We start from the raw sequence: 22,095 nt of genomic DNA on the forward strand, positions 1-22,095 counted from the left end.
CACCTCCCAGACTTCCACCCCTGTTCGGCACCGCGCAACGGCACGGCCGCCCCGCCCCGGCCGTGCGCCCGCCGGGACCGGCCAGGTCTCCCCGGCGCCCCCGGACCACGCGCCCGCCGCCACTGCCGATGCCGACGCGCACACCGCCGTCACCGCGACCCGCGCCGCACACGCCGCGCGTGGTGCCCGCCGTGTCGGCGACGGCTCCACGCGCGGCACCCCGGACGCCTCAGCCGTGCCAGGAGCGCCACAGCGCCGCGTAGGCGCCGTCCGCCGCGACCAGCTCGTCGTGACTGCCCAGCTCGCTGACCCGGCCGTCCTCGACCACGGCGATCACGTCCGCGTCATGGGCGGTGTGGAGCCGGTGGGCGATGGCCACGACGGTGCGCCCGTCCAGGACACGGGCCAGGGACCGTTCCAGATGCCGGGCCGCGCGCGGGTCGAGGAGCGAGGTCGCCTCGTCCAGGACCAGGGTGTGCGGATCGGCCAGGACCAGGCGGGCCAGCGCGATCTGCTGAGCCTGGGCCGGTGTCAGCGCGAGTCCGCCGGAGCCGACCTCGGTGTCCAGGCCGTCGTCGAGCGCGCGGGCCCAGCCGTCCGCGTCGACGGCGCCCAGCGCCGCCCACAGCTCGGCGTCCGCGGCGTCGGTGCGCGCCAGCAGCAGGTTGTCGCGCAGCGAGCCCACGAAGACGTGGTGCTCCTGGTTGACCAGGGCGACGTGGGAGCGGACGTCCTCGGCGGGCATCCGGGACAGTTCGGCGCCACCGAGGGTGATCCGGCCGTCCCGGGGGGCGTAGATACCGGCGAGGAGCCTGCCCAGCGTGGACTTGCCGGCGCCCGAGGGTCCGACCAGGGCCAGCCGGGTGCCCGGTTCGACCTCCAGGGAGACCTTGCGCAGCACGTCGACGCCCTCGCGGTAGCCGAAGTGCACCCGGTCCGCGTGCACCTTCCGTCCGTCGGGAGCCAGCGAGGCGTCCCCGGCGTCCGGCTCGATGTCGCGGACGCCGACCAGCCGGGCGATCGACACCTGTGCCACCTGCAACTCGTCGTACCAGCGCAGGATCAGCCCCACCGGATCGACGAGCATCTGCGCGATGAGGGCGCCCGTCGTGAGCTGGCCGACCCCCATCCAGCCCTGGAGCACGAAGACGCCGCCGACCATCAGTACGGAGGCGAGCACCGTCACATGGGTGATGTTGACGACCGGGAACAGCACCGACCGGAGCCACAGCGTGTAGCGCTCCCAGGCCGTCCACTCCTTGATGCGCCGCTCCGACAGGGCGATGCGGCGTTCGCCCAGCCGGTGCGCCTCCACGGTGCGGCCGGCGTCGACCGTCTCGGCGAGCGCGGCGGCCACCGCGGCGTATCCCGCGGCCTCCGAGCGGTAGGCGGACGGCGCCCGCCGGAAGTACCAGCGGCAGCCGACCACCAGCAGCGGCAGGGCCAGCAGCACGGCCGCGCCCAGCGGCGGAGCGGTGACGACCAGTCCGCCCAGCAGCAGCACCACCCACACCACACCGATGGCGAGCTGGGGCACCGCCTCGCGCATCGCGTTGGCGAGGCGGTCGATGTCCGTGGTGATCCGGGACAGCAGGTCGCCGGTGCCCGCCCGTTCCAGCACGCCGGGCGGCAGGCCCACCGACCGGACGAGGAAGTCCTCGCGCAGGTCGGCCAGCATCCGTTCGCCGAGCATCGCGCCGCGCAGCCGTACCTCGCGCACGAACACCGCCTGGACGGCCAGCGCGAGCACGAACAGGATGACGGTCGTCCCGAGACGCAGTTCCCGCGTTTCGTCCGAGACCCGTTCGACCAGATCACCCAGCAGCCACGGGCCCGCCATGGAGGCGAGGACCGAGACGGTGTTGACGGTGACGAGCAGCACGAAGGCCCGCCGGTGACGGCGCAGCAGCTCGCTCACGTAGGCGCGGACGGTCGACGGGGCGCCGACGGGCAGGGTGTCGGCCGTCGTCGGGGCCGCCGGGTCGTACGCCGGAGGGGCCAGGCCGATCATGCGGTCTCCTCGATCTCTTCCAGTTGTCCGAGCGCGTCCCGCAGAGAGCCCTCGCCGTTCTCCACGGGCGTCCCGGCCGCCGCGGCCTGCTCCTGGTCCGTCTCGCGGGTCACCACCGACCGGTACCGGGGCTCGGCGCGCACCAGCTCGCGGTGGGTGCCGACGGCGGCGACCGCGCCCTCGTGGACGAGGACCACGCGGTCGGCGCGGTCCAGGAGCAGCGGTGAGGAGGTGAGGACCACGGTGGTGCGCCCGGACCGCAGGTCCTTGAGCCCCTCCGCGATCCGGGCCTCCGTGTGGGAGTCGACGGCGGAGGTCGGCTCGTCCAGGACCAGCACCTCCGGGTCGGTGACGAGGGAGCGGGCCAGGGCCAGGCGCTGGCGCTGGCCCCCGGAGAGGGACCGGCCGCGCTCCGTGATGCGGACGTCCATCGGGTCCTCGGCGGCCGACGACGCCTGGGCCAGAGCCGTCAGGACGTCACCGCACCGGGCCGCCGCGAGCGCCGCGTCCGCGGTGACGTCGCCCGAGGCGGGCACGTCGAGCAGTTCGCGCAGCGAACCGGAGAGCAGCACCGGGTCCTTGTCCTGCACCAGGACGACCGTGCGGGCCCGGCCGAGCGGCAGCTCGTCCAGCGGCGCGCCGCCCAGGAGCACCGAGGCGCCGGGTTCCTCGGGGTGGCCGCCCAGCCGCTCCGCGAGGCGGCCCGCCGCGTCGGGGTCCCCGCACACCACGGCGGTCAGGACCCCGGCGGGCACCAGGAGCCCGGTGGCCGGGTCGTACAGGTCCCCGGAGGGAAGGGACGCGGCGGCCGCCGGCCGGTCCGCAGGACCGGGGAGGTCCGGCGCCGGAGCGTCGTCCTCCGCCCGCCGCGGCTCGCTGCGGGGCGCGGTCCGCTCCAGTGAGAGCACCCGTGCCGCGCGTTTGGCGGACGGGCGGGAGAAGGAGTACGCCATGGCGATCTCCTCGAAGTGGCGCAGGGGGTAGGTGAGGACCATGACGGAGCTGTAGACGGTGACGAGTTCGCCCACGGTGATGCGGCCCTCGCGGGCCAGGCGCACCCCGTACCAGACGACGGCGATCAGCAGCAGACCCGGCAGCAGGACCTGGACGGCCGAGATCAGCGACCACATGCGGGCACTGTGCACGGCCGCCCGCCGGACCTCCTGGGAGGCGCGGCGGTAGCGGTCGAGGAACAGTTCCTCGCCGCCGATGCCGCGCAGCACCCGCAGACCGGCCACGGTGTCGGAGGCCAGCTCGGTGGCGCGGCCCGCCTTCTCGCGCTGCACGTCGGCCCGCCGGGTCGCGCGCGGCAGCAGCGGCAGCACCGCGAGTGCCAGCGCGGGCAGGCCCAAGGCGACCACCACGCCGAGCGCCGGTTGGTAGACCAGAAGGGCGACGCAGACCAGCACGACGGTGACCGCCGCCGCGGTGAACCGGGAGACGGCCTCCACGAACCAGCCGATCTTCTCGACGTCGCCGGTGGAGACGGCCACCACCTCTCCGGCGGCGACGCGCCGGGTCAGCGCCGAGCCCAACTGGGCGGTCTTGCGTGCCAGGAGCTGCTGGACCCGGGCCGCGGCGGTGATCCAGTTGGTCACCGCGGCGCGGTGCAGGAAGGTGTCGCCGAGCGCATTGCCCGCGCAGACCAGGACCAGGAGGCCGCCGCTGAGGGCCAGCCGGGTGCCGGAGCGGTCGACGACGGCCTGCACGGCGACACCGACGCAGAACGGCAGCGCGGAGACGGAGCAGAAGTGCAGCAGTCCCCAGGCGAGTGCCCTCAGCTGCCCGCCGAGCTGGTTGCGTCCCAGCCACCACAGGAATCGGGGACCCGAGCGTGCGTCCGGCACACCCGGGTCGGGATACGGAAGGTCTTGAATCTGCATGATGTCCCAGTGGTTCGGGTCAAGGGCACAGCGCCGCGGTGGCGGCGGCGGGAGTCGTGACAGGTTCGCCGCGCGGAGCAGCCGACGGCAACCGGTTTTCCGCCGCCGTACCGGCCGGACAACGGGATTGACGACGTGAGAGGTGACGGGAAGCCAGTGGGACGACCGGGCGGCCCGCTCGCGCGCGGGCTCGGCTTCCGGGTCTCGCGCGGGGCCGCATCCAGTACCTTCTCGACCCCCTCTCCGGGCCCGTCCCACGCGCCCGACACGCTCCAAAGAGAAGCGAATAAGGCTATTTGGACCAATGTCGAGTGGATCGTCAGGTCCGGCGTGTCCAGCATGGGTTCATGCGAAGAGGCGGTGTAAGACGTGCGATGGTCGCTATGACGGCCTGTGGATTCTTCCTGACGACTCTGGCCGCGTGCGGCGGCGAGCGGACCGAGGTCCGCCACGGAGACGTCCCGAGGCCGGGTGGCCCTTCGGGGTCCGCCCGGCCCACTCCGACCGTGAAACCGGCCCGGGTCCCCGGCGTCGGTGAGCGGATGTGGCAGCGGGTCCCGGCAGGCACCCGCCAGATCCTGACGGTGTACGGGGACGGCAAGAACTCCCCGGACGGCACCGCCGTGCTGTACGAGAAGCACGGGAACGCGTGGCAGCGGGTCGACAGCTGGCCGACGCACAACGGCAAGCAGGGGTGGAGCACGGACCACCGCGAGGGCGACGAGCGCAGCCCGGTGGGCGTGTTCACGCTCTCCGACGCCGGTGGTCTCCTCGACGACCCGGGCACCAGGTTCCCGTACACCCAGGACGAGGACGCGTTCGCGTCCCCCTACTACTGGGACGAGGCCCACTGGCACGACTTCGACTACGTGATCGCCATCGACTACAACCGCCGGACGGGCACCCGGCCCGACGACCCGACCCGTCCGCTCGGCCAGCGCAAGGGCGGCGGCATCTGGCTGCACCTGGACCACGGCGACGGCACACTGGGATGCGTCAGCCTCCCGGAGTCCGCCATGGAGTACCTGCTGCGCACGCTGGACCCGAAGGACAGGCCCGTCGTGGTGATGGGGGACAAGGACGACCTGAAGGCGTAGCCGCCCGCGGCGGGGCGGCCGGCGGACTCAGCAGCGGTGCCCGCGTGCGGGCACCGGGCCCACGAGGGTGTCCAGCAGGTCGCCGAGGACCGCGCGCTGCGCCGCGGTGAGAGGGGCCAGGATCTCCTCGGCGGCGGACCGGCGCGCACCGCGCAGCTCGCGCAGGGCGGTGCGCCCGTCGTCGGTCAGTTCGATACGGGTCACCCTGCGGTTGGCCGGGTCGGGGACCCGGCGCACCTTCCCGTTCGCCTCCAGTCCGTCCACCAGGGTGGTCACCGCGCGCGGCACGACCTCCAGGGACTGGGCGAGATCCGCCATCCGGGGCGGCTCGCCGAAGTGCGCCAGCGTGCGCAGCAGCCGGGACTGCGCCGGTGTGATGCCGAGGGCGTGGTCCTCCAGGTGGCGTTTCTGGATGCGGTGCACCCGGCGGGTGAGCCGGAGCAACTGCTCGGCGAGGGGGCCGTCGGGGTCGGGCATGGTCATGCGGGAACAATATCAGGACGCCGCTCATTATGAGCATAGGTAACAATGAGCTAGCATCCGAAAGGCCCGCCGCCGGCCGTGGTCCGCCATCCATGACCACAGTCCGCGCGGACTGCTGGCCGTCTTGACCGCAGACCGCGCAGCCAGCCGACCGCGCGGACCGCAAACCGGCGCGGACCGCAGACCGCGGGTCCGGCCGAGCCGTACGTCGCACCCATCCCGTAGGAGCCCATGCACCCCGACCGTCATCCCTCCTGGACCCCGTCCACCGACGCGCAGGAACAGCCCCGGCAGGTCCGCCGCATCCTCGGACTGTTCCGCCCCTATCGCGGCCGCCTCGCGGTCGTCGGCCTGCTGGTCGGCGCCGCGTCCCTGGTCTCCGTCGCCACACCCTTCCTGCTGAAGGAGATCCTGGACGTCGCGATCCCGCAGGGCCGCACCGGTCTGCTCAGCCTGCTCGCCGCGGGCATGATCGTCAGCGCCGTGCTCACCAGTGTCTTCGGCGTGTTGCAGACCCTGATCTCCACGACCGTCGGCCAGCGGGTGATGCATGATCTGCGCACCGCCGTCTACGGCCGCCTCCAGCGCATGTCCCTGGCCTTCTTCACCCGCACCCGCACCGGCGAGGTGCAGTCGCGCATCGCCAACGACATCGGCGGCATGCAGGCCACCGTCACCTCCACCGCCACCTCGCTGGTCTCCAACCTCACCAGCGTGGTCGCCACGATCGTCGCGATGGCCGCGCTGGACTGGCGGCTGACCGTGGTCTCGCTGCTGCTGCTCCCGGTGTTCGTGTGGATCAGCCGCCGTGTGGGCAACGAGCGCAAGAAGATCACCACCAAGCGGCAGAAGCAGATGGCCGCGATGGCCGCCACCGTCACCGAGTCGCTGTCCGTCAGCGGGATCCTGCTCGGCCGCACCATGGGCCGTTCCGACTCGCTGACCAGGTCCTTCGCCGAGGAGTCCGAGGGCCTGGTCGACCTTGAGGTCAGGTCCAACATGGCCGGACGGTGGCGCATGGCCGTCATCACCATCGTCATGGCCGCCATGCCTGCCATCATCTACTGGACCGCGGGCATGGCCCTCAGGTTCGGCGGTCCCGAGGTCTCCATCGGCACGATCGTCGCCTTCGTCTCGCTGCAACAGGGCCTGTTCCGGCCGACCGTGAGCCTGCTGTCGACCGGGGTGCAGATACAGACCTCGCTCGCCCTGTTCCAGCGCATCTTCGAGTATCTCGACCTGCCGATCGACATCACCGAGCGCGAGCGCCCGGTCCGCCTCGGCCAGGTCAAGGGCGAGGTCCGTTTCGAGGACGTGACCTTCCGCTACGACGGCCAGGGCACCCCGATCCTCGACGGCATCGACGTCACGGTCCCGGCGGGCAGCAGCCTCGCGGTCGTCGGCCCCACGGGCGCGGGCAAGTCCACGCTGGGCTACCTGGTTCCCCGGCTGTACGACGTGAGCGCGGGTCGCGTCACCCTGGACGGCGTCGACGTACGCGACCTGGACTTCGACACACTGGCCCGCGCGGTCGGCGTGGTCTCCCAGGAGACGTACCTCTTCCACGCCTCCGTCGCGGACAACCTGCGCTTCGCCAAACCGGACGCCACCGACGAGGAGCTGCGCGCGGCGGCGGAGGCGGCCCAGATCCACGACCACATCGCGGCCCTGCCCGACGGCTACGACACCGTCGTCGGCGAGCGCGGCCACCGCTTCTCCGGTGGCGAGAAACAGCGCCTGGCCATCGCCCGGACCATCCTGCGCGACCCTCCGGTGCTCATCCTCGACGAGGCCACCAGCGCGCTGGACACCCGTACCGAGGCGGCCGTCCAGGAAGCCATCGACGCGCTGTCGGCCGACCGGACCACGCTCACCATCGCCCACCGCCTCTCCACCGTCCGCGACGCGGACCAGATCCTCGTCCTCGACTCCGGCCGCGTGGCCGAACGCGGTACGCACGAGGAACTGCTCGAACAGGACGGGCGTTATGCGGCGCTGGTCCGCCGTGACGCCCGCCTGGAACCCACGACGTGACACCCGACCTGAGCCGACGCTGTGACACCCGACCTGAGCCGACAAACTGAAGATATGCCGGGTTTGTGAACTCCGGAGCGTTACCTTTCCCGCATGCAGACGAACACTCCGTCACGGAAGACCGTCACACTGACGCGCCGGGGCCGGCTGGCCCTCGTCGTGTCCGGGGCCGTCCTGGCGGGCACCGCCGTGGCGGTGCCGCTGCTGACCCTGCGCGAGGACGGACCGGTGCGCCCGCACGCGCTGGTGATCCCGGAGGGCTGGCGGGCCGCCCAGGTGTACGCCGCCGTCGACCGGGCGCTCGCCCTGCCGTCCGGCAGCACCCGGCAGACGGCCGCCAAGGGCGGACTCGCGCTTCCGGAGGTGGCCGAGGGCAACCCCGAGGGCTATCTGTTCCCGGCGGCCTACCGGATCGACGACCGCTCGACCCCGCGGTCGCTGCTCTCCGCGATGATCGGCGCCGCGGCCAAGAAGTTCACCGCGGCGCCGCCGGGCGCGGGCCCGCAGCGCACCACGATGAACCTCCACCAGGCGGTCACCATCGCGAGCATCGTCCAGGCGGAGTCCGCCACCAAGGCCGACATGGGCAAGGTGGCCCGGGTGATCTTCAACCGGCTGGAACAGGGCATGCCCCTCCAGATGGACTCCACCCTCACCTACGGCCTGGGCCGCACCACCGTGCGCACCACCGCCGAGGACACGCGGATCGACAGCCCGTACAACTCCTACCAGCGGATGGGGCTGCCGCCGACCCCCATCGACAGCCCAGGCGAGGACGCGCTGCGCGCGGTGTACAACCCGACCCCGGGCGACTGGCTGTACTTCGTCACCGTCAAGCCGGGCGACACCCGTTTCACCGCGGACTACACCCAGCACCAGCGCAACGTGGACGAGTTCAACGCCCGCCGGGAGAGCCTCGCGCGGCAGCGCACCGGGCAGCGGCAGCAGCAGGGGCAGCCGGAGCAGGGCACCCACAGCCCGCAGCCGGCGCCGAAGTGACCGGGGACGGCGTCCGGAGACCTCAGGCGGCGACGGCCGGATCCCCGGCCGGCAGCCGCCGGATGTCGCGGACGGCGGCGCGTCCGGCCCGGTTGGCGCCCACGGTGCTCGCCGAGGGACCGTAGCCGACGAGATGGACGCGGGGATCGGCGGCGACCCGTGTCCCGTCGAGGCGGATGCCGCCGCCCGCCCCGCGCAGCCGCAGCGGCGCCAGATGGTCGAGCGCGGCCCGGAAGCCCGTCGCCCACAGGATGACGTCCGCCGCCAGCCGCTGTCCGTCCGGCCACTCCACTCCCTCGGGGGTGATCCGGGCGAACATGGGCCGGCGGTCCAGGACGCCGTCGCGCAGTCCCTGCCGTACGGCGTCGTTCAGCGGGAGACCCGTCACCGAGACGACGCTCCGGGGCGGCAGGCCCTGCCGGACCCGTTCCTCGACGAGCGCGACCGCGGCGCGGCCCGCGTCCTCGTCGAAGGGCCCCTCGCGGAAGACCGGCGGACGGCGTGTCACCCAGGTGGTGGCCCCCGCGTACGGCGCCAGTTCCAGCAGGTGCTGGGTCCCGGACGCGCCGCCGCCGACCACAATCACCCGCTGTCCGGCGAACTCCTCGGGCCCGGCGTACCGCGCGGTGTGCAACTGCCGTCCGCGGAAGGTCTCCTGCCCCGGGTAGCGCGGCCAGAAGGGCCGGTCCCAGGTGCCGGTCGCGTTGATCAGCGCCCGTGCCGACCAGTCGCCCTGCGAGGTCTCCACCAGCAGCCGCCCGCCCTCGCCCTCGCGCACGGCGCGGACGTCCACCGGCCGCCGCACCCGCAGGTCGAACACGCGCTCGTACTCGGCGAAGTACGCGCCGATGACCTCCGAGGAGGGCCGGGCGGGGTCGGCGCCGGTCAGTTCCATGCCCGGCAGCGCGTGCATGCCGTGCACCTTGCCGTACGTCAGCGACGGCCAGCGGAACTGCCAGGCGCCGCCGGGGCCGGGGGAGTGGTCGAGCACCACGAATCCGCTGTCCGGCGCGAAGCCGCCGCGCCGCAGATGATGGGCGGCGGCCAGGCCCGCCTGACCGGCCCCGACGACGACCACGTCGACCTCACGAGTGCTGTCCACGCCAGGACCAACCGCGCCGCGGGCACGGATCTTCCCCGGGATCGAGGAGGATGGGCGCATGTCACATGCCTTCACCACCCACGTGCTGAACGTCGCCTCCGGCTCGCGGGAGCGGGTCGTGGACCTCACCCGTGACTGCGAGGAGTTCCTGCGGGAGACCTCCGACGGCCGTGACGGTCTGCTCAACCTGTTCGTGCCGCACGCCACCGCCGGTATCGCCGTCATCGAGACCGGCGCGGGCAGCGACGACGACCTGCTGGCAGCTCTGCACACCCTGCTGCCCGCCGACGACCGCTGGCAGCACCGCCACGGCAGCCCCGGCCACGGCCGCGACCACGTCCTGCCCGCCCTCGTCCCGCCGCACGCCACCCTGCCGGTCGTCGGCGGCCGCCTGGAACTGGGCACCTGGCAGTCGGTCTGCCTGGTCGACACCAACGTCGACAACCCGAACCGCCAGGTCCGGTTGAGCTTCCTGGCCTGAGACCTCCGGCCTGAGCCGTCCGGCCTGAGCCGTCCTGGCCCGGGGCTGCCTGGCGCGCTCTCAGTGTGCCGGGTCCTTCTCCTGCCGTACGGTCACCACCGGGCAGGCCGCGTGCTGGGCGCAGCGCTGGCTGACCGAGCCCAGCATCGCGCGCGCGAAGCCGCCGCGGCCGCGGCTGCCCACGACCAGGATCTCCGCGCCCTGCGAGGCGCGGACGAGGACCTCCGACGGGTTGCCCTCGACGAGGTACTCGCGCATCCCGTCCGGCCGTCCGTCGGCGAAGACGGCGCGCAGCGCCTCGGCGAAGCGGTCCTTGGCCTGCTCCAGGTCGAACGTCGGGTCGATCGCGGGTCCGGTCCAGCCCGCGTCCGACGGTGTGTCCCAGGCGTGGATGGCCTCCACGACGCCGTCCACCAGTTCCGCGTACCGCACGGCCCAGCACAGCGCCGCGTAGGACGACGGCGAACCGTCGACACCGACGACCACCCGAGGTCGCGGTCCAGAGGGCTGCATGGCCACCTCACTCGAACGTCGCTGTCCTGCTGCGGGCGGCCCCGGAGTCCGCGGGCCTCACCTCAACGCTGCCCGGCGCGGCGCGAGCGCGCCAGCCGAGCGCGCGCGGGCGGAGCGGGCGCGGGGCCCGGGCGGGCGCGGGACACAGGGGGCGCGGGCCGCCGCAAAGCCGCCCCGGGATTCCGTCAGGCTTTCCCCAGTGCTGATACGTTTCCGCGCCTGGCGGTACGTTTTTTCTGAGTTGATTCACCGTTTGATTAACTTTTTGGAAAACAGCCCCCGGTCTTCTTTCCCCGCCGCAGGCTAGCACGAAGCGGAACCCGGGGTACCGCGCGTCCTGCGACCTTCACGCAGATGAGTGGACGTCCAGATCGCCCGTTTGCTGATGTTCCGGGAAGGACACTTTCCGAGGTGACGGGCGGAGGGATTTCGTGGACTGTTCTGAAGAGTTAAATCGTGCAAAAGAGTTCCAGCGGGAATTCTTCTGGGATGTCATCGCCGGCCACCGCGAACGGCTGATGCGCCTGGTGCGCCGTCGGCTGCCGAATGCCCAGGACGCCGAGGACTGTGTGCAGGAGGCGATGCTCCGGGCCGCCGCGCACGGCAACCTGGACCGCGAGCGGATCGGGCCGTTCCTGACTTCGGTCGCCCTGCGTCTGTGTGTTGATCACTATCGTGAGCAGGAAAGACGTCGTCGGCTGCTGCGGCGCGCGGCCGATGCGCGCACCCCCGAACTGCCGGACGAAGGCGTGTGCGACCAGGACTTCGGACGCTGGCTCCTGCGCCAGGCGGATCTGCTGCGCGGCCGGGAGCGCCAGGTGGTGCTCGCCCGCGCCCAGGGCATCTCCACGCTGGAATTCGCGCGCATGCACCAGATCTCCGTCAAGGCGGCGGAGGGTGCTTTCACCCGTGGGCGGGCCCGGTTGCGCCTGGTGTGCGCTCGCGCGTTGGACGGTGCGGTGGCCTGAATCGGGAAATCGCCGTGCGCCGGGCGTACCGGACCATGAAAGGCGAGACGGCCATGTTCATGAATTCCTTGTGAACAATTCGCGGAATGCGCGCGAAGCGTCCGTTCGGATTCCAGGAGAGAAATCCTGGATGTCGGAAAGAAGCCCCCCCGGATCGTGAGAGGCAGATCTTTCGGTCCGGGAGGCGAGTGAAAGGGAAGTGACCGTGGGGAAGAACAACACGCAGGACACCATCAAGGATCTGATCGGCGACATCGCCGACAGCACGAAGAAGGCCTTCGACGAGATCCTCGACCGGAAGGACGACGACCGGGACTGCCGCGACTGGTTCGGCCCGGTCAACCCGTACCAGGCGCTGAGCGGGCTGCCCGGCGACGTGCTCCGGACGGTCAGCGCGCTGTCCGCGCTCGGCGGTGTCGCCAATCCCGTCGCGGCGCTGGCCCAGGCCGCCAACGCCGCGACCGGCGGCGCCCCCCATCCGCTGGCCGCGCTGACCGGCGCCGCGGGCAACCCGCTGGCGGCGCTCGGCCCGGCGGCGGCCGCGAACCCGCTGGCGGCCCTGACCGGCGCGGCGGGCGCGGTCAACCCCCTCGGCGCCCTCACCGGCGCCGGCAATCCGCTCAGCGCGCTCGGCCAGGTCGCGGGCGGTGCGGCCTCCGCCGTGTCCGGTGCCGCGGGCATGGCGGAGGGGCTGGCCGCGCTGCCCGGTCAGCTCTCCCAGCTCACCGAGCTCGTCGCCAATCTGGCGAGCGTCCTGGAGAGTGTGCAGAAGGTGGCCGGCCCCCTCGCCGGAGCGACCACGCCCGTCGCCCGCAAGGCCACCTGAGCCCGCACCGCACCCGCGGCCACCGGCGCCCACCCGCGCCACCGGCACCCGACGGCGTCCACCAGGCGGGGCGGCTCTTCCGCCGCTCCGCGAGGCCCCGCCCGGTGGCCGTTCCCCGGGCCCGCCGGTCCGCCCGGAGCCTCCGGGCGGACCGGCCGGGACACCGCAGGACGGACCGGCCGGGACATCGCCGGACGGTGGCACGCGGACATGCGGCGCACATGACACATGCGGCACATGCGGCACATGCGATCCGGCGTGCCCTGCGGACTCACCCCGTCACGCGGACACGCAGACACGCGACATCAGGAGGAAGTGGCACATGAGTGCCCCGCTCGGCAGCCGGCTCCGGCTGGTGGTGAAGGTGCTGGGAAGCCTGGTCACCGACGAGGTCGGCCAACTGGCCCGGACCAGGAAGCAGTTCGGCCGGGGCTCCCCGCCGCAGGACGCCCCCTCGGCGGGGGAGGGCGCCCGCCGCGCACGAGCGGTCCGCCGGGCACTGGAGAGCCTCGGCCCGTTCTACGTGAAACTCGGGCAGATCCTGTCCACCCGGCCCGACATGGTGCCGCCCGCCATGATCGCGGAACTTCAGAACCTCCACGACCAGGTCGACGTCCAGCCGTTCTCCGTCTTCGAACCCGTCCTCCGGGAGGAACTGGGGCCGGACTGGAAGCTCTGCTTCGACGACGTCGACACCACCCGTCCGCTCGGCGCCGCCTCACTGGCCCAGGTGTACCGCGTGCAGCTGCCCGGCGGACGGCCCGCCGTGGTCAAGGTCCAGCGTCCCGGGATCCGCGACACCGTCCGCGCCGACATGGCCCTGATGCGCAAGGCGTCCCGCATCCTGGCCCGCACCGCACCCCGCTTCAACGAGGTCATCGACGTCGAGGCGATGCTCGACTCCATCTTCGACGCCATGGAGCCCGAGCTGGACTTCACCGGCGAGGCCCGCAACATGGACGAGGCCCGGGAGCACATCCGCCGCTACCCCAATCTCGCCGTACCCCGCGTGGTGCACGCCACCCCCAAGGTGCTGGTGCAGTCGCTCGCTCCCGGCACCTCCGTACGCCACGCGGACCGGGGCGCCTTCAGCGACCGGGAACGCATGGACATCGGCAAGGACCTGCTCCGCTTCATGTACCGGGGCTACTTCGTCGACCGGATGTTCCACGCCGACCCGCACGCGGGCAACGTCTTCGCCCAGCCGGGCGGCCCGGCCACCCTCATCGACTGGGGCATGGTCGGCCGGCTCGACCGGCGCACCAGCCTGCGCCTGCTGCCGCTGCTCATGTCCATCGCCCAGAACGACGGCCACGGCCTGGCCTGGGCCTGGGCCGACATGGGCCGCGTCACGGCCTGGTCCAACCTGCCCGCCTTCGCCTCCGACATGGCCGCGCTGGTACCCAAGGTCGCCACGGCCTCCCTGGAGGACATCAACTTCGGAGTGTCCCTGACCACCGTGCTGGAGAAGGCCACCCGGCGGGGCATCGGCTCCGCGCCGGCCATCTCGCTGCTCGGCAAGTCCTTCGCCAACCTCGAAGGATCGGTGCGCTGCCTGGCGCCGGACATCGCCCTCGCCGAGGTCTTCAAGTCCGAGGTGCGCGGCATCATCCTCGCCCTGCTGCGCGAGTACTTCTCCCTCGACCAGGTCGCCCGCAACACCATGGACCTGCTCACCGCGGTGACCTCCGGGCCCGAGCAGTGGCGCGGGGTGCTCGCCGACGCCGCCAACCGCCGCTTCGCGCTCCAGGTCAACGAGCCGTACACCCCTTCCTCCATGGGCGGGCAGCGCCCCTGGGCTCCCTCCCGCGCGCTGATGGCCCTGGGCGCCGCGGCCCTGTTCCTCGACCGGCGCCGCGCCCCGCGCTGACCTCGTACACCACGCGGCCCCGCATCGACGTGTCGATGTGTCGACGCGTACACCGCACCGGTCCGCCGCCCCGCGGCCCCGCCCGGTCCCGTCCGGCTCCGCTCCCCACCTCCTCCGCTCCGCACCCTGTTTCCGCTCCTCACCTGTTCTCCGCACCCGGCCGCGCTCCGCCGCCCGGCGTGCGCGCCGTCTCCGACACCTCCGACGAAGGAATCCCGACCGATGCCCATGTTCCTGCCGCACGACGACACCCACCACGAGACGGACCCGGCGTCCGCCGCGCTGGACGGTGTCTCGGGAACGGCCCTGTGGACCGTACGGATGCGGGCCCAGGAGTCCGCCCGCGCCGACGCGCTCTTCGACGACCCGCTGGCCGCCGAGTTCCTGACCCGCTCCCGCGAGGCCGGGACCCCGCCCGGCAGCGGTCTGCTCCAGCAGGTGCTGCCCGACTGGCTGGCCGTGCGGACCCGGTTCTTCGACGACCACCTGCTGTCCGCCGCCCGCAACGGCTGCCCGCAGGTGGTGCTGCTGGGCGCCGGGCTCGACACCCGCGCCCACCGGCTGGACTGGCCCGCGGGGATCGACCTCTTCGAGGTCGACCTGCCGGCCGTGCACGCCTTCAAGGAACGCATCCTGGCCGGGCACCCGCCGGCCGTCGCCCGCCGTGTCCCGGTCGCCGCCGACCTCCTCGCCGACTGGTCCGGGGCCCTGCTCGGCGCCGGGTTCGACCCGGGCCGGCCCACCGCCTGGCTGTGCGAGGGGCTCCTGTTCTACCTGGCGCCCGAAGCAGTGGACCGCCTCGTCGCCGCCGTGGGCGACCTGTCGGCGCCCGGCAGCACGCTCGGCGCCGAATGCCTGAACGCCGACGCCGCCGACTCGCCCTTCGTCCGCCCCTGGCTCGAAGCCCTCTCCGGCTCGGGCACCCCCTGGGTGTGGCACCTCGCCGACGCCGAGCACTGGTTCGGCGAGCGCGGCTGGGACGCCGAGGTGGCCGATCTGCTCGCCCTGCCGTACGCCGTCGAGCGCTTCGCCCCCCACCTCGCCGCCCACCCCGGCCTGGAGAAGCAGAGCATGCTCCTGGTGACCGCCGCCCGGCCCGCCGCGGGGCGGTGAGCGCGATGGACGGCCACAACCTCTGCCAGACACCGACCACCTACCGGCTGCTGCGCCTGGAGTATCTGTTCGGGCTGCTCGTCGCCGCCGGGTTCTTCCTCGCGCACCTCACCGAGGTCCGCTGGTGGGCCGCCGCCGTGCTCTTCCTCTACGTCGACCTGATCGGCTATCTGCCCGGTGCCGTCGCGTACCACCGCAGCCCCGACCGGCGCATCTCCCGCGTCTACTACGTGCTGTACAACAGCATGCACAGCCTCAGCGTCCAGGGTGCCGTCCTCGGCGCCTGGGTGCTGGTCCACGGCTGGGAGTGGGCGCTGCTCGTCCTGCCGATCCATCTCTTCGGCGACCGTGCCCTGTTCGGCAACTTCGTCAAGTCCTTCACCGTCTCCTTCGAGCCCCTCCCGCACCCCTCGGTCCAGTCCGCGCTGCGCGACTTCGCCTCCGTGCCCTGGCACCAGGCGGCCACCCGATGAGCACCCGGCAGGCCCGCCAGCCGTCGCAGGGACCCCCGGCGGCACCCCGCAGCGCCGACGCCCTCACCGACGACGAGGCGTACGCCATGCTGGGCCGCCACGCCGGGCACAGCAGCGCCTTCCTCGCCCTGAACGCGGGCAACCGCCGCTTCCGCACCGACGGCGTCGACGGCTTCGTCCCCTACCGGGAGGGCGGTCGGCGGCACCTGTTCCCGCTGGGCGGGCCGGTCTGCGCCACCGGTGACCAGGACCGGCTGCTCACCGCGCTGCTGGCACGGGCCGAGAGCGAGGGCCGCCGGGTCACCGCCGTCCAGCTCGCGCGCCCGGCCGCCGAACTCCACGCCCGCCACGGCTTCACCGTCAACCAGTTCGGCGCCTCCTTCAGCATCCGCCTCGACGGCTACGGCCTGGGCGGACAGCGCATGGTCAAGGTGCGCAACATGGTCAACCGGGCGCGGCGCGAGGGCGTCACCGTCACCGAGGTGACCGCCGAGGAGCGGGCCGATCCGGAGATCCGCGCGGCCCTCGACGCCGTCGACCGGGCCTGGTTGCGCGACAAGGGCCGGCACGTCAAGGAGCTGGACTTCCTGATCGGCGAGCGTGGCGGCCCCGGCGCGCCCCACCGGCGGCTGTTCACCGCCCGGCACGCCGGACGGACGGTCGCCTACGTGTCGTACTCACCCGTCTTCGGCACACGCGCCGGCTGGCTCTACGACCTGACCCGGCGGCTCCCGGACGCGCCGCCCGGCACGGTCGAGCTGGTCTTCGCCACCGCGCTGCGCCGCTTCCAGGACGAGGAGTGCGGCTGGCTCCACCTGGGGTTCACCCCGTTCGTCCAGCTCCGCCCGGACGCGTGCGCCTTCGCACCGACCAGCGGCGCGCTGCGGCGCTGCGTGGAACTCATCGCGGCCAAGGGCCGGGCCGTCTACCCGGCGGCCACCCAGGAGTCCTTCAAGCTCAAGTGGCGCCCGCAGCACATCGAGCCCGAGTACCTGGCCTTCCAGCGCGGGGTCACCCCCGGGGCCGTGTGGCGGCTGATGCGGCTGACCAAGGCCGTATGACCCCCCCGCCGCACGGCCTGCACGACGCGTACGGCTCGTGCGGTCCGTACCCGAACCCGCACGGCAGCCCCGTACGAACAGACCCGAACCCGCGACGCCGACCGGCGTGAACAGCGCGAACAGAAAGGCAGAGATGACCACCACCGTCGCCCACGGCCCGGACCGCACCACCGAGATCCCCGCGGAGGCCGACCGGCACCGCGCCCCGAGCCTGCTCGACGGCGCGCTGCACACCGACCTGACACCGGAGGGCTGCGACCTCGGCTACTGGTTCCGCGCCGTGCCCGAGGGCACCCTCGCGGGCGACCCGATGGGCCGCACCCCGGACGTCACCGTCCCCGGGCACATGCTGAGCGAAGGACCGCTGCGCCGGGCCGTGATGCAGGAACTGGCCTTCCGCTCCATGGCGGAGGAGAAGGCGGCCCGCGCCATCTCCTACCTGGTCGCACAAGCCCCCGACCTCAGCGGCATGGACTTCTACACCACCCAGCTGATGGACGAGGCCCGCCACGCCTACGCCTTCCGCGGCCACCTCCTCGAACTCGGCGTCGAACAGGCCGACCTGGAGAACACCATGGAGGAACTGGCGGGAGCCGACCGGGACGCGGTGCTCACGCCGCTGGAGGAGTTCGGCCTCGACGTCCTGCGCGAGCAGCGGGACTACATCGGCGGCGTCATCACCCTGACCGTGCTGGTCGAGGGGGTGCTCGCGCCCACCGCCGAACTCAGCGAACGCAAGTGGTGGCCCTTCGACCCGGCCGCCGCCCAGATCGAACGGGCCGCCGGCATCGACGAGATCCGCCATCTCTCGGTCGGCACCACCATCGTCCGGCGCCATCTGGAACAGCGACCCGAGGAGCGCGAGCGGATCGGCGCGCTCATCGCGCGCGGCACCGAACTCTGGGCCCGGCTGCCCGTGCGCGAGCTGACCCTGCGCCGCGAACAGCTCTACCAGCAGGGCCTGGAGGAGCACCGCGACCTCGCCGGCGACTACGAGGTGTGGCCGGGCCGCAGGCTCGCCGACACCACCGCCGAGGAGCGGATGCTGACCGCCGCCCAGTGGGCCGAGAACACCCAGCGCGCCCGCCTCGCCGATATGGGGCTCGCGCCGTGAGGCGACCCTCGGCACCCCGAACCGCACCGTGAACGAAAAGGCTGGTGGCACCCCCATGACCGACATCCCGGCAGTCGACTCCGCGCCGCGTGAACCGGGCGCCGCGGAGGAGGACTTCCGCGAACTCACCCGGCGCGTCACCGCGGCCGGACTGATGCACCCCCGCAAAGGGCAGTACGCCGCCGCCATCGCCACGGTGTGGCTGATGAACGCCATCGGCTGGGCCGCGCTCGTCCTGGGCGACGGCCGCTGGTGGCAGGTGGTCCTCGCCGCGCTCTGGCTGGCCGTCTGGCACGAGCAGCTCGCCTTCCTGCTGCACGACGCGGGGCACCGGCAGATCAGCCGCTCCCAGAAGACCATCCGGGCCCTCGGCCTGATCCACGGCAACCTCATGCTCGGTGTCTGCTTCGGCTGGTGGGTCCAGCACCACAACCGGCACCACAACCACCCCAACCACCTGGAGCTGGACCCGGACATCCTGCGCCGGGTGGCCATCTTCGCCCCCGAACAGGCCCAGCAGCGCACCGGGTTCGCCCGCTTCCTCGCCGCCAACCAGCGCTATCTCTTCTTCCCGCTCCTCGGTCTGGAGTCCGTCGTGCTGCGCATCGCCGGGGTCATCGCGCTGCGCCGGCGCGCGGTGCGCAGGCCCTGGCTGGAGGGCGGTCTGATGGCGCTGCACGCGGTGCTCTTCTTCGGCGCGCTGTTCTGGCTGCTGCCGTGGCAGGGCGCGCTGCTCTTCATCGCCGTGCACCAGGTCCTGCTGGGCTATCTGCTGGGGCTGGCCTTCGCGGTCAACCACAAGGGGCTGCCCACCCGCACGGGCGGCGAGTGGAGCTGGCTCGAACGCCAGGTGCTCACCTCCCGCACCCTGCCCACCGGCCTGATCGGCGACTTCTTCTACGGCGGCCTCAACTACCAGATCGAACACCATCTGTTCCCCGGCATGCCGCGCTCCGCGCTCCGGCACGCCTACCCCCTCGTCAAGGAGTTCTGCGCCGAGCGCGGCGTCGCTTACACCGAGACCGGAGTCCTGGAGTCCTACCGGGACCTCTCGCGCCACCTCGGTTCGGCGAGCGAGGTCCTGCGCTCGGGGACCGTCACCGCCTGACCCTCGCGCACCCCCGGCACCCCCGGTGCCCCAGCACAACCCCGGCACATCCGAGAGGAACCCGCTCATGAGGAACACCCGCAGCACCGCCCCCGGCGCCGCGTCCCCCGCACGCCGCCGTTCCCGCCCGCGTGGGGCGCTGCTGTCCGCCGTCCTGCTGGCCTGCGCCGGTCTGCTCGCCCCGGCGGCCGCGGCCGCCCCGGCGGCGGCCCCCGGACCCGTGCCCGACCTCGTCTGCCGCCTGGACGCCGAGGTGGACTTCAGCCCGTCGCTCGGCGTGCTCAGCCGACAGGCGCAGGTGACCGGGTACATCGGCTACCGCGACTGCCGCTCGCCCGACGGCGCCGCGCCCGAGCTGACCGACATCGTCTTCCATGTCCTCGGCACGGGCCGCTTCGGCGCCCTGCCGGTGCCGACGTTCTCCGTGGAGGGCACCGGAACCGGCGCCTGGAACACCGGTGAGGAAGGCAGCCTCTACTTCAACGGCGAGCTGAAGAAGGGCAGTCCGGTGCCGGAGCGTACCGTGACCAGCGGCCCGCTCACCGGCGACGGCATCAACGGCCTCCAGATCCCGGTGCCGCGCTTCGACAAGATCGACCCGAACGGGGTCGCGGGCTTCGACGTGGTCGGCCAGGTCTGCTTCTGGAACGGCGAGAAGGGCCGGTGCACCGCGTACTGATCCGCAGCGCACAAGGAGGTGGGGTGAGTCCCGAGAAGGGACTCACCCCACCTCCTTGCGCGCCGACCCGGTCAGCCGTCCAGGGCCCGCATCGTCTCGCGCAGCACGACGGGGTCGTACGGCATGGCCATGTGCGTCGTCCGGCTGTCCGGGGACAGCTCCTGGAGGCACAGGTTGGTGACCTCGTGGCCCGGCTCGCTCGGTGTGAGCCGCTGGGAGGTGGGCGGCTGGACCACCTCGTCGCGCGTGGACCAGATCACGGTGTACCGCACCCCGGGCACCGTGTCGCCGGTCGAGGTCAGCTCCCGCACGAACTCCGAGTCGTGCAAGAGCTGGACGAACGCCGGGCTGACCCGGAACAGCAGCTCCTCCTCGACGATGTCCCGCACGCCGATCGCCTGCCGGACCAGGGCCGTCAGGCCCTCCACGGTGACCCCGTGGCTGCTGGGCGCGATGCCGACGACCCGGCGCACCTTGTCCGCGCCGCCGAGGAACTTCAGGTAGTAGTGCGGGATCATCCCGCCCTGGGAGTGCCCGACCAGGTCGACCTTGTCGGCGCCGGTGTCGGCGAGGACCCGGTCGACGAAGGCGGCCAGCTCCCGCGCGGAGAGCCGGATGTCGCCGAGTCCGTACAGCCGCGGCAGGGTGGGCAGCTCGCCGTAGTTGAGCCGGAAGACGCGGTGTCCGGCGGCCTTGAGCGCCGGTGCCGCCTCCCGCCACACGTACTGCCGGTCGCCCAGCGTGCCGTGCACCAGGACGACGGGGCAGGGGCGCCGCGGATCCGGCGGGCGGCCCCAGTCGTCGGTGGCGGCCTCGGCGTCGAAGGTGCCGGCGACCATGTGGCCCCCGGCCGTGGCGTTGCCGGAGAGCCGCTCGGGCGCTCGGGTCACTTCGGTCCGGGCGTCGTCGGCGTCGACTCCGGGGGGCGGAGTTCCGGGGAACGGAGGGACGGCCCCGGGGCGCGGGGAAGGCGGGGGAGGGGATCCGGGAACGGGGGGCAGGGACATACGACCTCCTTGAACGGTCCTGTCGGTGAGCGGATGCGCGGACGCCCGGCCGTTGGGGCTGGTGGCCGGGCGTCCTGGGGAGGGAGAACGGTCAACTTCCCTCGGTCTGTGGTGGGAGCGGGGTGAGGAGCGGGGTGAGGGTGTGGAAGGCCCGGCCGTGCCAGAGCAGCGGCCGGCCCTCGCCGGCCTCGACCGCCCGGACCCGGCCGACGACCGCGTCGTGGTCGCCGTAGCGGCGTACGTCCTCGACGACGCACACCGCCCAGGCGAGCGCGTCGGAGACGACCGGCACGCCGAGCACGTGCCGTACCGGGACGCCCCGGAAGCGCGCTGCGGGGGACAGGGCGGGATCGGCGAACCGCTCGGCGACGGAGCGCTGCCGCTCCGTCAGGAAGCTGACGGCGAAGGCGCCGTGCTGCCGTACGGCGGTCAGCGTCTGCGAGCCGCCGCGCAGGCAGGCCAGCAGCAGCGGGGGCCGGGCCGACACCGAGGTCAGGGCCGAGACCGTCAGCCCGGCGGGCCGGCCACCGGCGTCCAGCGCGGTGACCACCGTGACGCCCGCCGCCAGTCTGGTGTAGAGACCGAGGCAGCGGACCGCGTCGGGGCCGGGTTCGTCGCGCAGGGGGTCCCAGTCCGCGGTGCGCGGCGGGCCGGTTCTGCGCGGGGCCAGGGCGAGTTCAGCCACGGGCGGGGGCCGCCGTCCGGGCCGGGGCGGCGGCGGGCGCCGCGCTGACGGGGCCGAGCAGCCCGGCGAGGATCAGTTCGATGTTGGTGCGCAAGGTGGACTCCGCGACCGGATCCAGCAGCTCGGCCAGGGTCGGGATGCCCAGGTCGAACGCCGCGTCGAAGGTCACGACGGTGCCGTCCCCGGCCGGTGCGCACCGCCAGGTGCCCTCGAACACCTCGAAGTCCCCGCGCAACTGCGTGAAGCCGAGCGTCAGACGCTCGGGATGGAACGAGTCGCGTTCCGACCAGCGCATCAGGCCGTTGCGGAACCGGACGGTCCAGTCGGACACCACCGTGCCGTCGGCACCGGGCGGATGCACCACCACCTCGCGCACGGTCTCGGTGACGTCCGGATAGCGGCCGAAGTCGCGGATCCGCTCGTAGGCGGCCTCGGGACGCACGTCCTGGGCGTTCACCCGTACGGTCACTTGACGCATGAGAAGCACCTTTCCGCAGTCGTGGGACGGCTCGGCCGTTCGGCCGGCGTCGGGCACGGAGTCGGGATCAGGGAAATGATCAGGGAAATGGGGAATCAGGGAAGCGGGGC

General features: G+C 72.8%; 21 protein-coding genes. 13 read left to right on the forward strand and 8 right to left on the reverse strand.

All coding sequences use genetic code 11. The features are described 5' to 3' along the window. Window positions 1–229: 229 nt before the first annotated feature. Window positions 230–2,011, reverse strand: a complete 1,782-nt coding sequence (locus ACWDYF_RS25685) for an ABC transporter ATP-binding protein (protein ID WP_389474282.1) — start codon at window positions 2,009–2,011, stop codon at window positions 230–232. Continuing rightward, window positions 2,008–3,894 (reverse strand): ABC transporter transmembrane domain-containing protein, encoded by a 1,887-nt coding sequence (locus ACWDYF_RS25690; RefSeq protein ID WP_389474284.1) that lies wholly within the window; start codon window positions 3,892–3,894, stop codon window positions 2,008–2,010. The genes ACWDYF_RS25685 and ACWDYF_RS25690 overlap by 4 nt, the downstream gene beginning before the upstream one ends. Before the next feature lie 506 nt (window positions 3,895–4,400). Here ACWDYF_RS25690 and ACWDYF_RS25695 point away from each other — a divergent pair. Continuing rightward, a complete protein-coding gene (locus ACWDYF_RS25695) occupies window positions 4,401–4,991 on the forward strand; it encodes a L,D-transpeptidase family protein (RefSeq protein WP_381737848.1) in 591 nt (196 codons plus the stop codon). 27 nt (window positions 4,992–5,018) lie between these two features. On the opposite strand, the gene ACWDYF_RS25700 is transcribed toward ACWDYF_RS25695, so the two are convergent. Next, on the reverse strand, window positions 5,019–5,474 hold the full coding sequence (locus ACWDYF_RS25700) for a MarR family winged helix-turn-helix transcriptional regulator (protein WP_381737849.1): 456 nt from the start codon (window positions 5,472–5,474) through the stop codon (window positions 5,019–5,021). Between the two features lie 231 nt (window positions 5,475–5,705). On the opposite strand from ACWDYF_RS25700, the gene ACWDYF_RS25705 reads away from it, so the two are divergent. Both ACWDYF_RS25705 and mltG read left to right on the forward strand, forming a co-directional pair. Further along, window positions 5,706–7,508: an ABC transporter ATP-binding protein gene (locus ACWDYF_RS25705; RefSeq protein ID WP_381737851.1), complete on the forward strand. Its 1,803-nt coding sequence runs from the start codon at window positions 5,706–5,708 to the stop codon at window positions 7,506–7,508. 93 nt (window positions 7,509–7,601) lie between these two features. Further along, entirely contained in the window at window positions 7,602–8,507 is a 906-nt protein-coding gene (mltG, locus tag ACWDYF_RS25710) for an endolytic transglycosylase MltG (protein ID WP_389474287.1), read from the forward strand. A 22-nt stretch (window positions 8,508–8,529) separates the two neighbouring features. Here the strand turns inward: mltG and ACWDYF_RS25715 are convergent, their stop codons facing one another. Continuing rightward, window positions 8,530–9,609, reverse strand: coding sequence for an NAD(P)-binding domain-containing protein (locus tag ACWDYF_RS25715; RefSeq protein WP_389474289.1), 1,080 nt, complete (start codon window positions 9,607–9,609; stop codon window positions 8,530–8,532). 58 nt (window positions 9,610–9,667) lie between these two features. On the opposite strand from ACWDYF_RS25715, the gene ACWDYF_RS25720 reads away from it, so the two are divergent. Then, entirely contained in the window at window positions 9,668–10,090 is a 423-nt protein-coding gene (locus ACWDYF_RS25720) for a YjbQ family protein (protein WP_381737857.1), read from the forward strand. 60 nt (window positions 10,091–10,150) lie between these two features. Here ACWDYF_RS25720 and ACWDYF_RS25725 read toward each other — a convergent pair whose 3' ends face one another. Then, complete coding sequence (locus ACWDYF_RS25725; RefSeq protein ID WP_037874376.1) at window positions 10,151–10,603, reverse strand: universal stress protein; 453 nt, start codon at window positions 10,601–10,603, stop codon at window positions 10,151–10,153. Window positions 10,604–11,034: 431 nt separating this feature from the next. Here ACWDYF_RS25725 and ACWDYF_RS25730 point away from each other — a divergent pair, with 431 nt between their 5' ends. From ACWDYF_RS25730 to ACWDYF_RS25770, 9 genes are all read left to right on the forward strand, one after another. Continuing rightward, entirely contained in the window at window positions 11,035–11,571 is a 537-nt protein-coding gene (locus tag ACWDYF_RS25730) for an RNA polymerase sigma factor (RefSeq protein ID WP_381737859.1), read from the forward strand. A gap of 205 nt (window positions 11,572–11,776) precedes the next feature. Continuing rightward, window positions 11,777–12,397 carry a hypothetical protein gene (locus ACWDYF_RS25735; protein ID WP_389474292.1) on the forward strand — a complete coding sequence of 207 codons (621 nt, stop codon included), beginning with the start codon at window positions 11,777–11,779 and terminating at the stop codon, window positions 12,395–12,397. Between the two features lie 322 nt (window positions 12,398–12,719). Continuing rightward, entirely contained in the window at window positions 12,720–14,267 is a 1,548-nt protein-coding gene (locus ACWDYF_RS25740) for an ABC1 kinase family protein (protein WP_389474118.1), read from the forward strand. Between the two features lie 222 nt (window positions 14,268–14,489). Next, on the forward strand, window positions 14,490–15,380 hold the full coding sequence (locus ACWDYF_RS25745; RefSeq protein ID WP_389474121.1) for an SAM-dependent methyltransferase: 891 nt from the start codon (window positions 14,490–14,492) through the stop codon (window positions 15,378–15,380). Window positions 15,381–15,385: 5 nt separating this feature from the next. Continuing rightward, on the forward strand, window positions 15,386–15,853 hold the full coding sequence (locus ACWDYF_RS25750) for a hypothetical protein (RefSeq protein WP_381737863.1): 468 nt from the start codon (window positions 15,386–15,388) through the stop codon (window positions 15,851–15,853). Further along, the gene (locus ACWDYF_RS25755; protein WP_389474126.1) at window positions 15,850–16,914 is read left to right on the forward strand and encodes a phosphatidylglycerol lysyltransferase domain-containing protein; all 1,065 of its coding nucleotides are present in this window, start codon (window positions 15,850–15,852) and stop codon (window positions 16,912–16,914) included. Before ACWDYF_RS25750 ends, ACWDYF_RS25755 begins: the two co-directional genes overlap by 4 nt. Before the next feature lie 133 nt (window positions 16,915–17,047). Further along, entirely contained in the window at window positions 17,048–18,028 is a 981-nt protein-coding gene (locus ACWDYF_RS25760) for a ferritin family protein (protein WP_381737866.1), read from the forward strand. Window positions 18,029–18,083: 55 nt separating this feature from the next. Beyond that, entirely contained in the window at window positions 18,084–19,136 is a 1,053-nt protein-coding gene (locus ACWDYF_RS25765; protein ID WP_389474129.1) for a fatty acid desaturase family protein, read from the forward strand. A 67-nt stretch (window positions 19,137–19,203) separates the two neighbouring features. Continuing rightward, complete coding sequence (locus tag ACWDYF_RS25770; protein ID WP_389474131.1) at window positions 19,204–19,815, forward strand: hypothetical protein; 612 nt, start codon at window positions 19,204–19,206, stop codon at window positions 19,813–19,815. A gap of 71 nt (window positions 19,816–19,886) precedes the next feature. Here ACWDYF_RS25770 and ACWDYF_RS25775 read toward each other — a convergent pair whose 3' ends face one another. The 3 genes from ACWDYF_RS25775 to ACWDYF_RS25785 form a co-directional block, all read right to left on the reverse strand. After that, on the reverse strand, window positions 19,887–20,705 hold the full coding sequence (locus tag ACWDYF_RS25775; protein ID WP_389474133.1) for an esterase/lipase family protein: 819 nt from the start codon (window positions 20,703–20,705) through the stop codon (window positions 19,887–19,889). Between the two features lie 208 nt (window positions 20,706–20,913). Continuing rightward, window positions 20,914–21,507, reverse strand: a complete 594-nt coding sequence (locus tag ACWDYF_RS25780; RefSeq protein ID WP_389474135.1) for a flavin reductase family protein — start codon at window positions 21,505–21,507, stop codon at window positions 20,914–20,916. Then, window positions 21,500–21,985 (reverse strand): SRPBCC family protein, encoded by a 486-nt coding sequence (locus ACWDYF_RS25785; RefSeq protein ID WP_026253079.1) that lies wholly within the window; start codon window positions 21,983–21,985, stop codon window positions 21,500–21,502. The genes ACWDYF_RS25780 and ACWDYF_RS25785 overlap by 8 nt, the downstream gene beginning before the upstream one ends. Window positions 21,986–22,095 lie beyond the last annotated feature (110 nt).

The organism is Streptomyces sp. NPDC003284 (assembly GCF_053589675.1).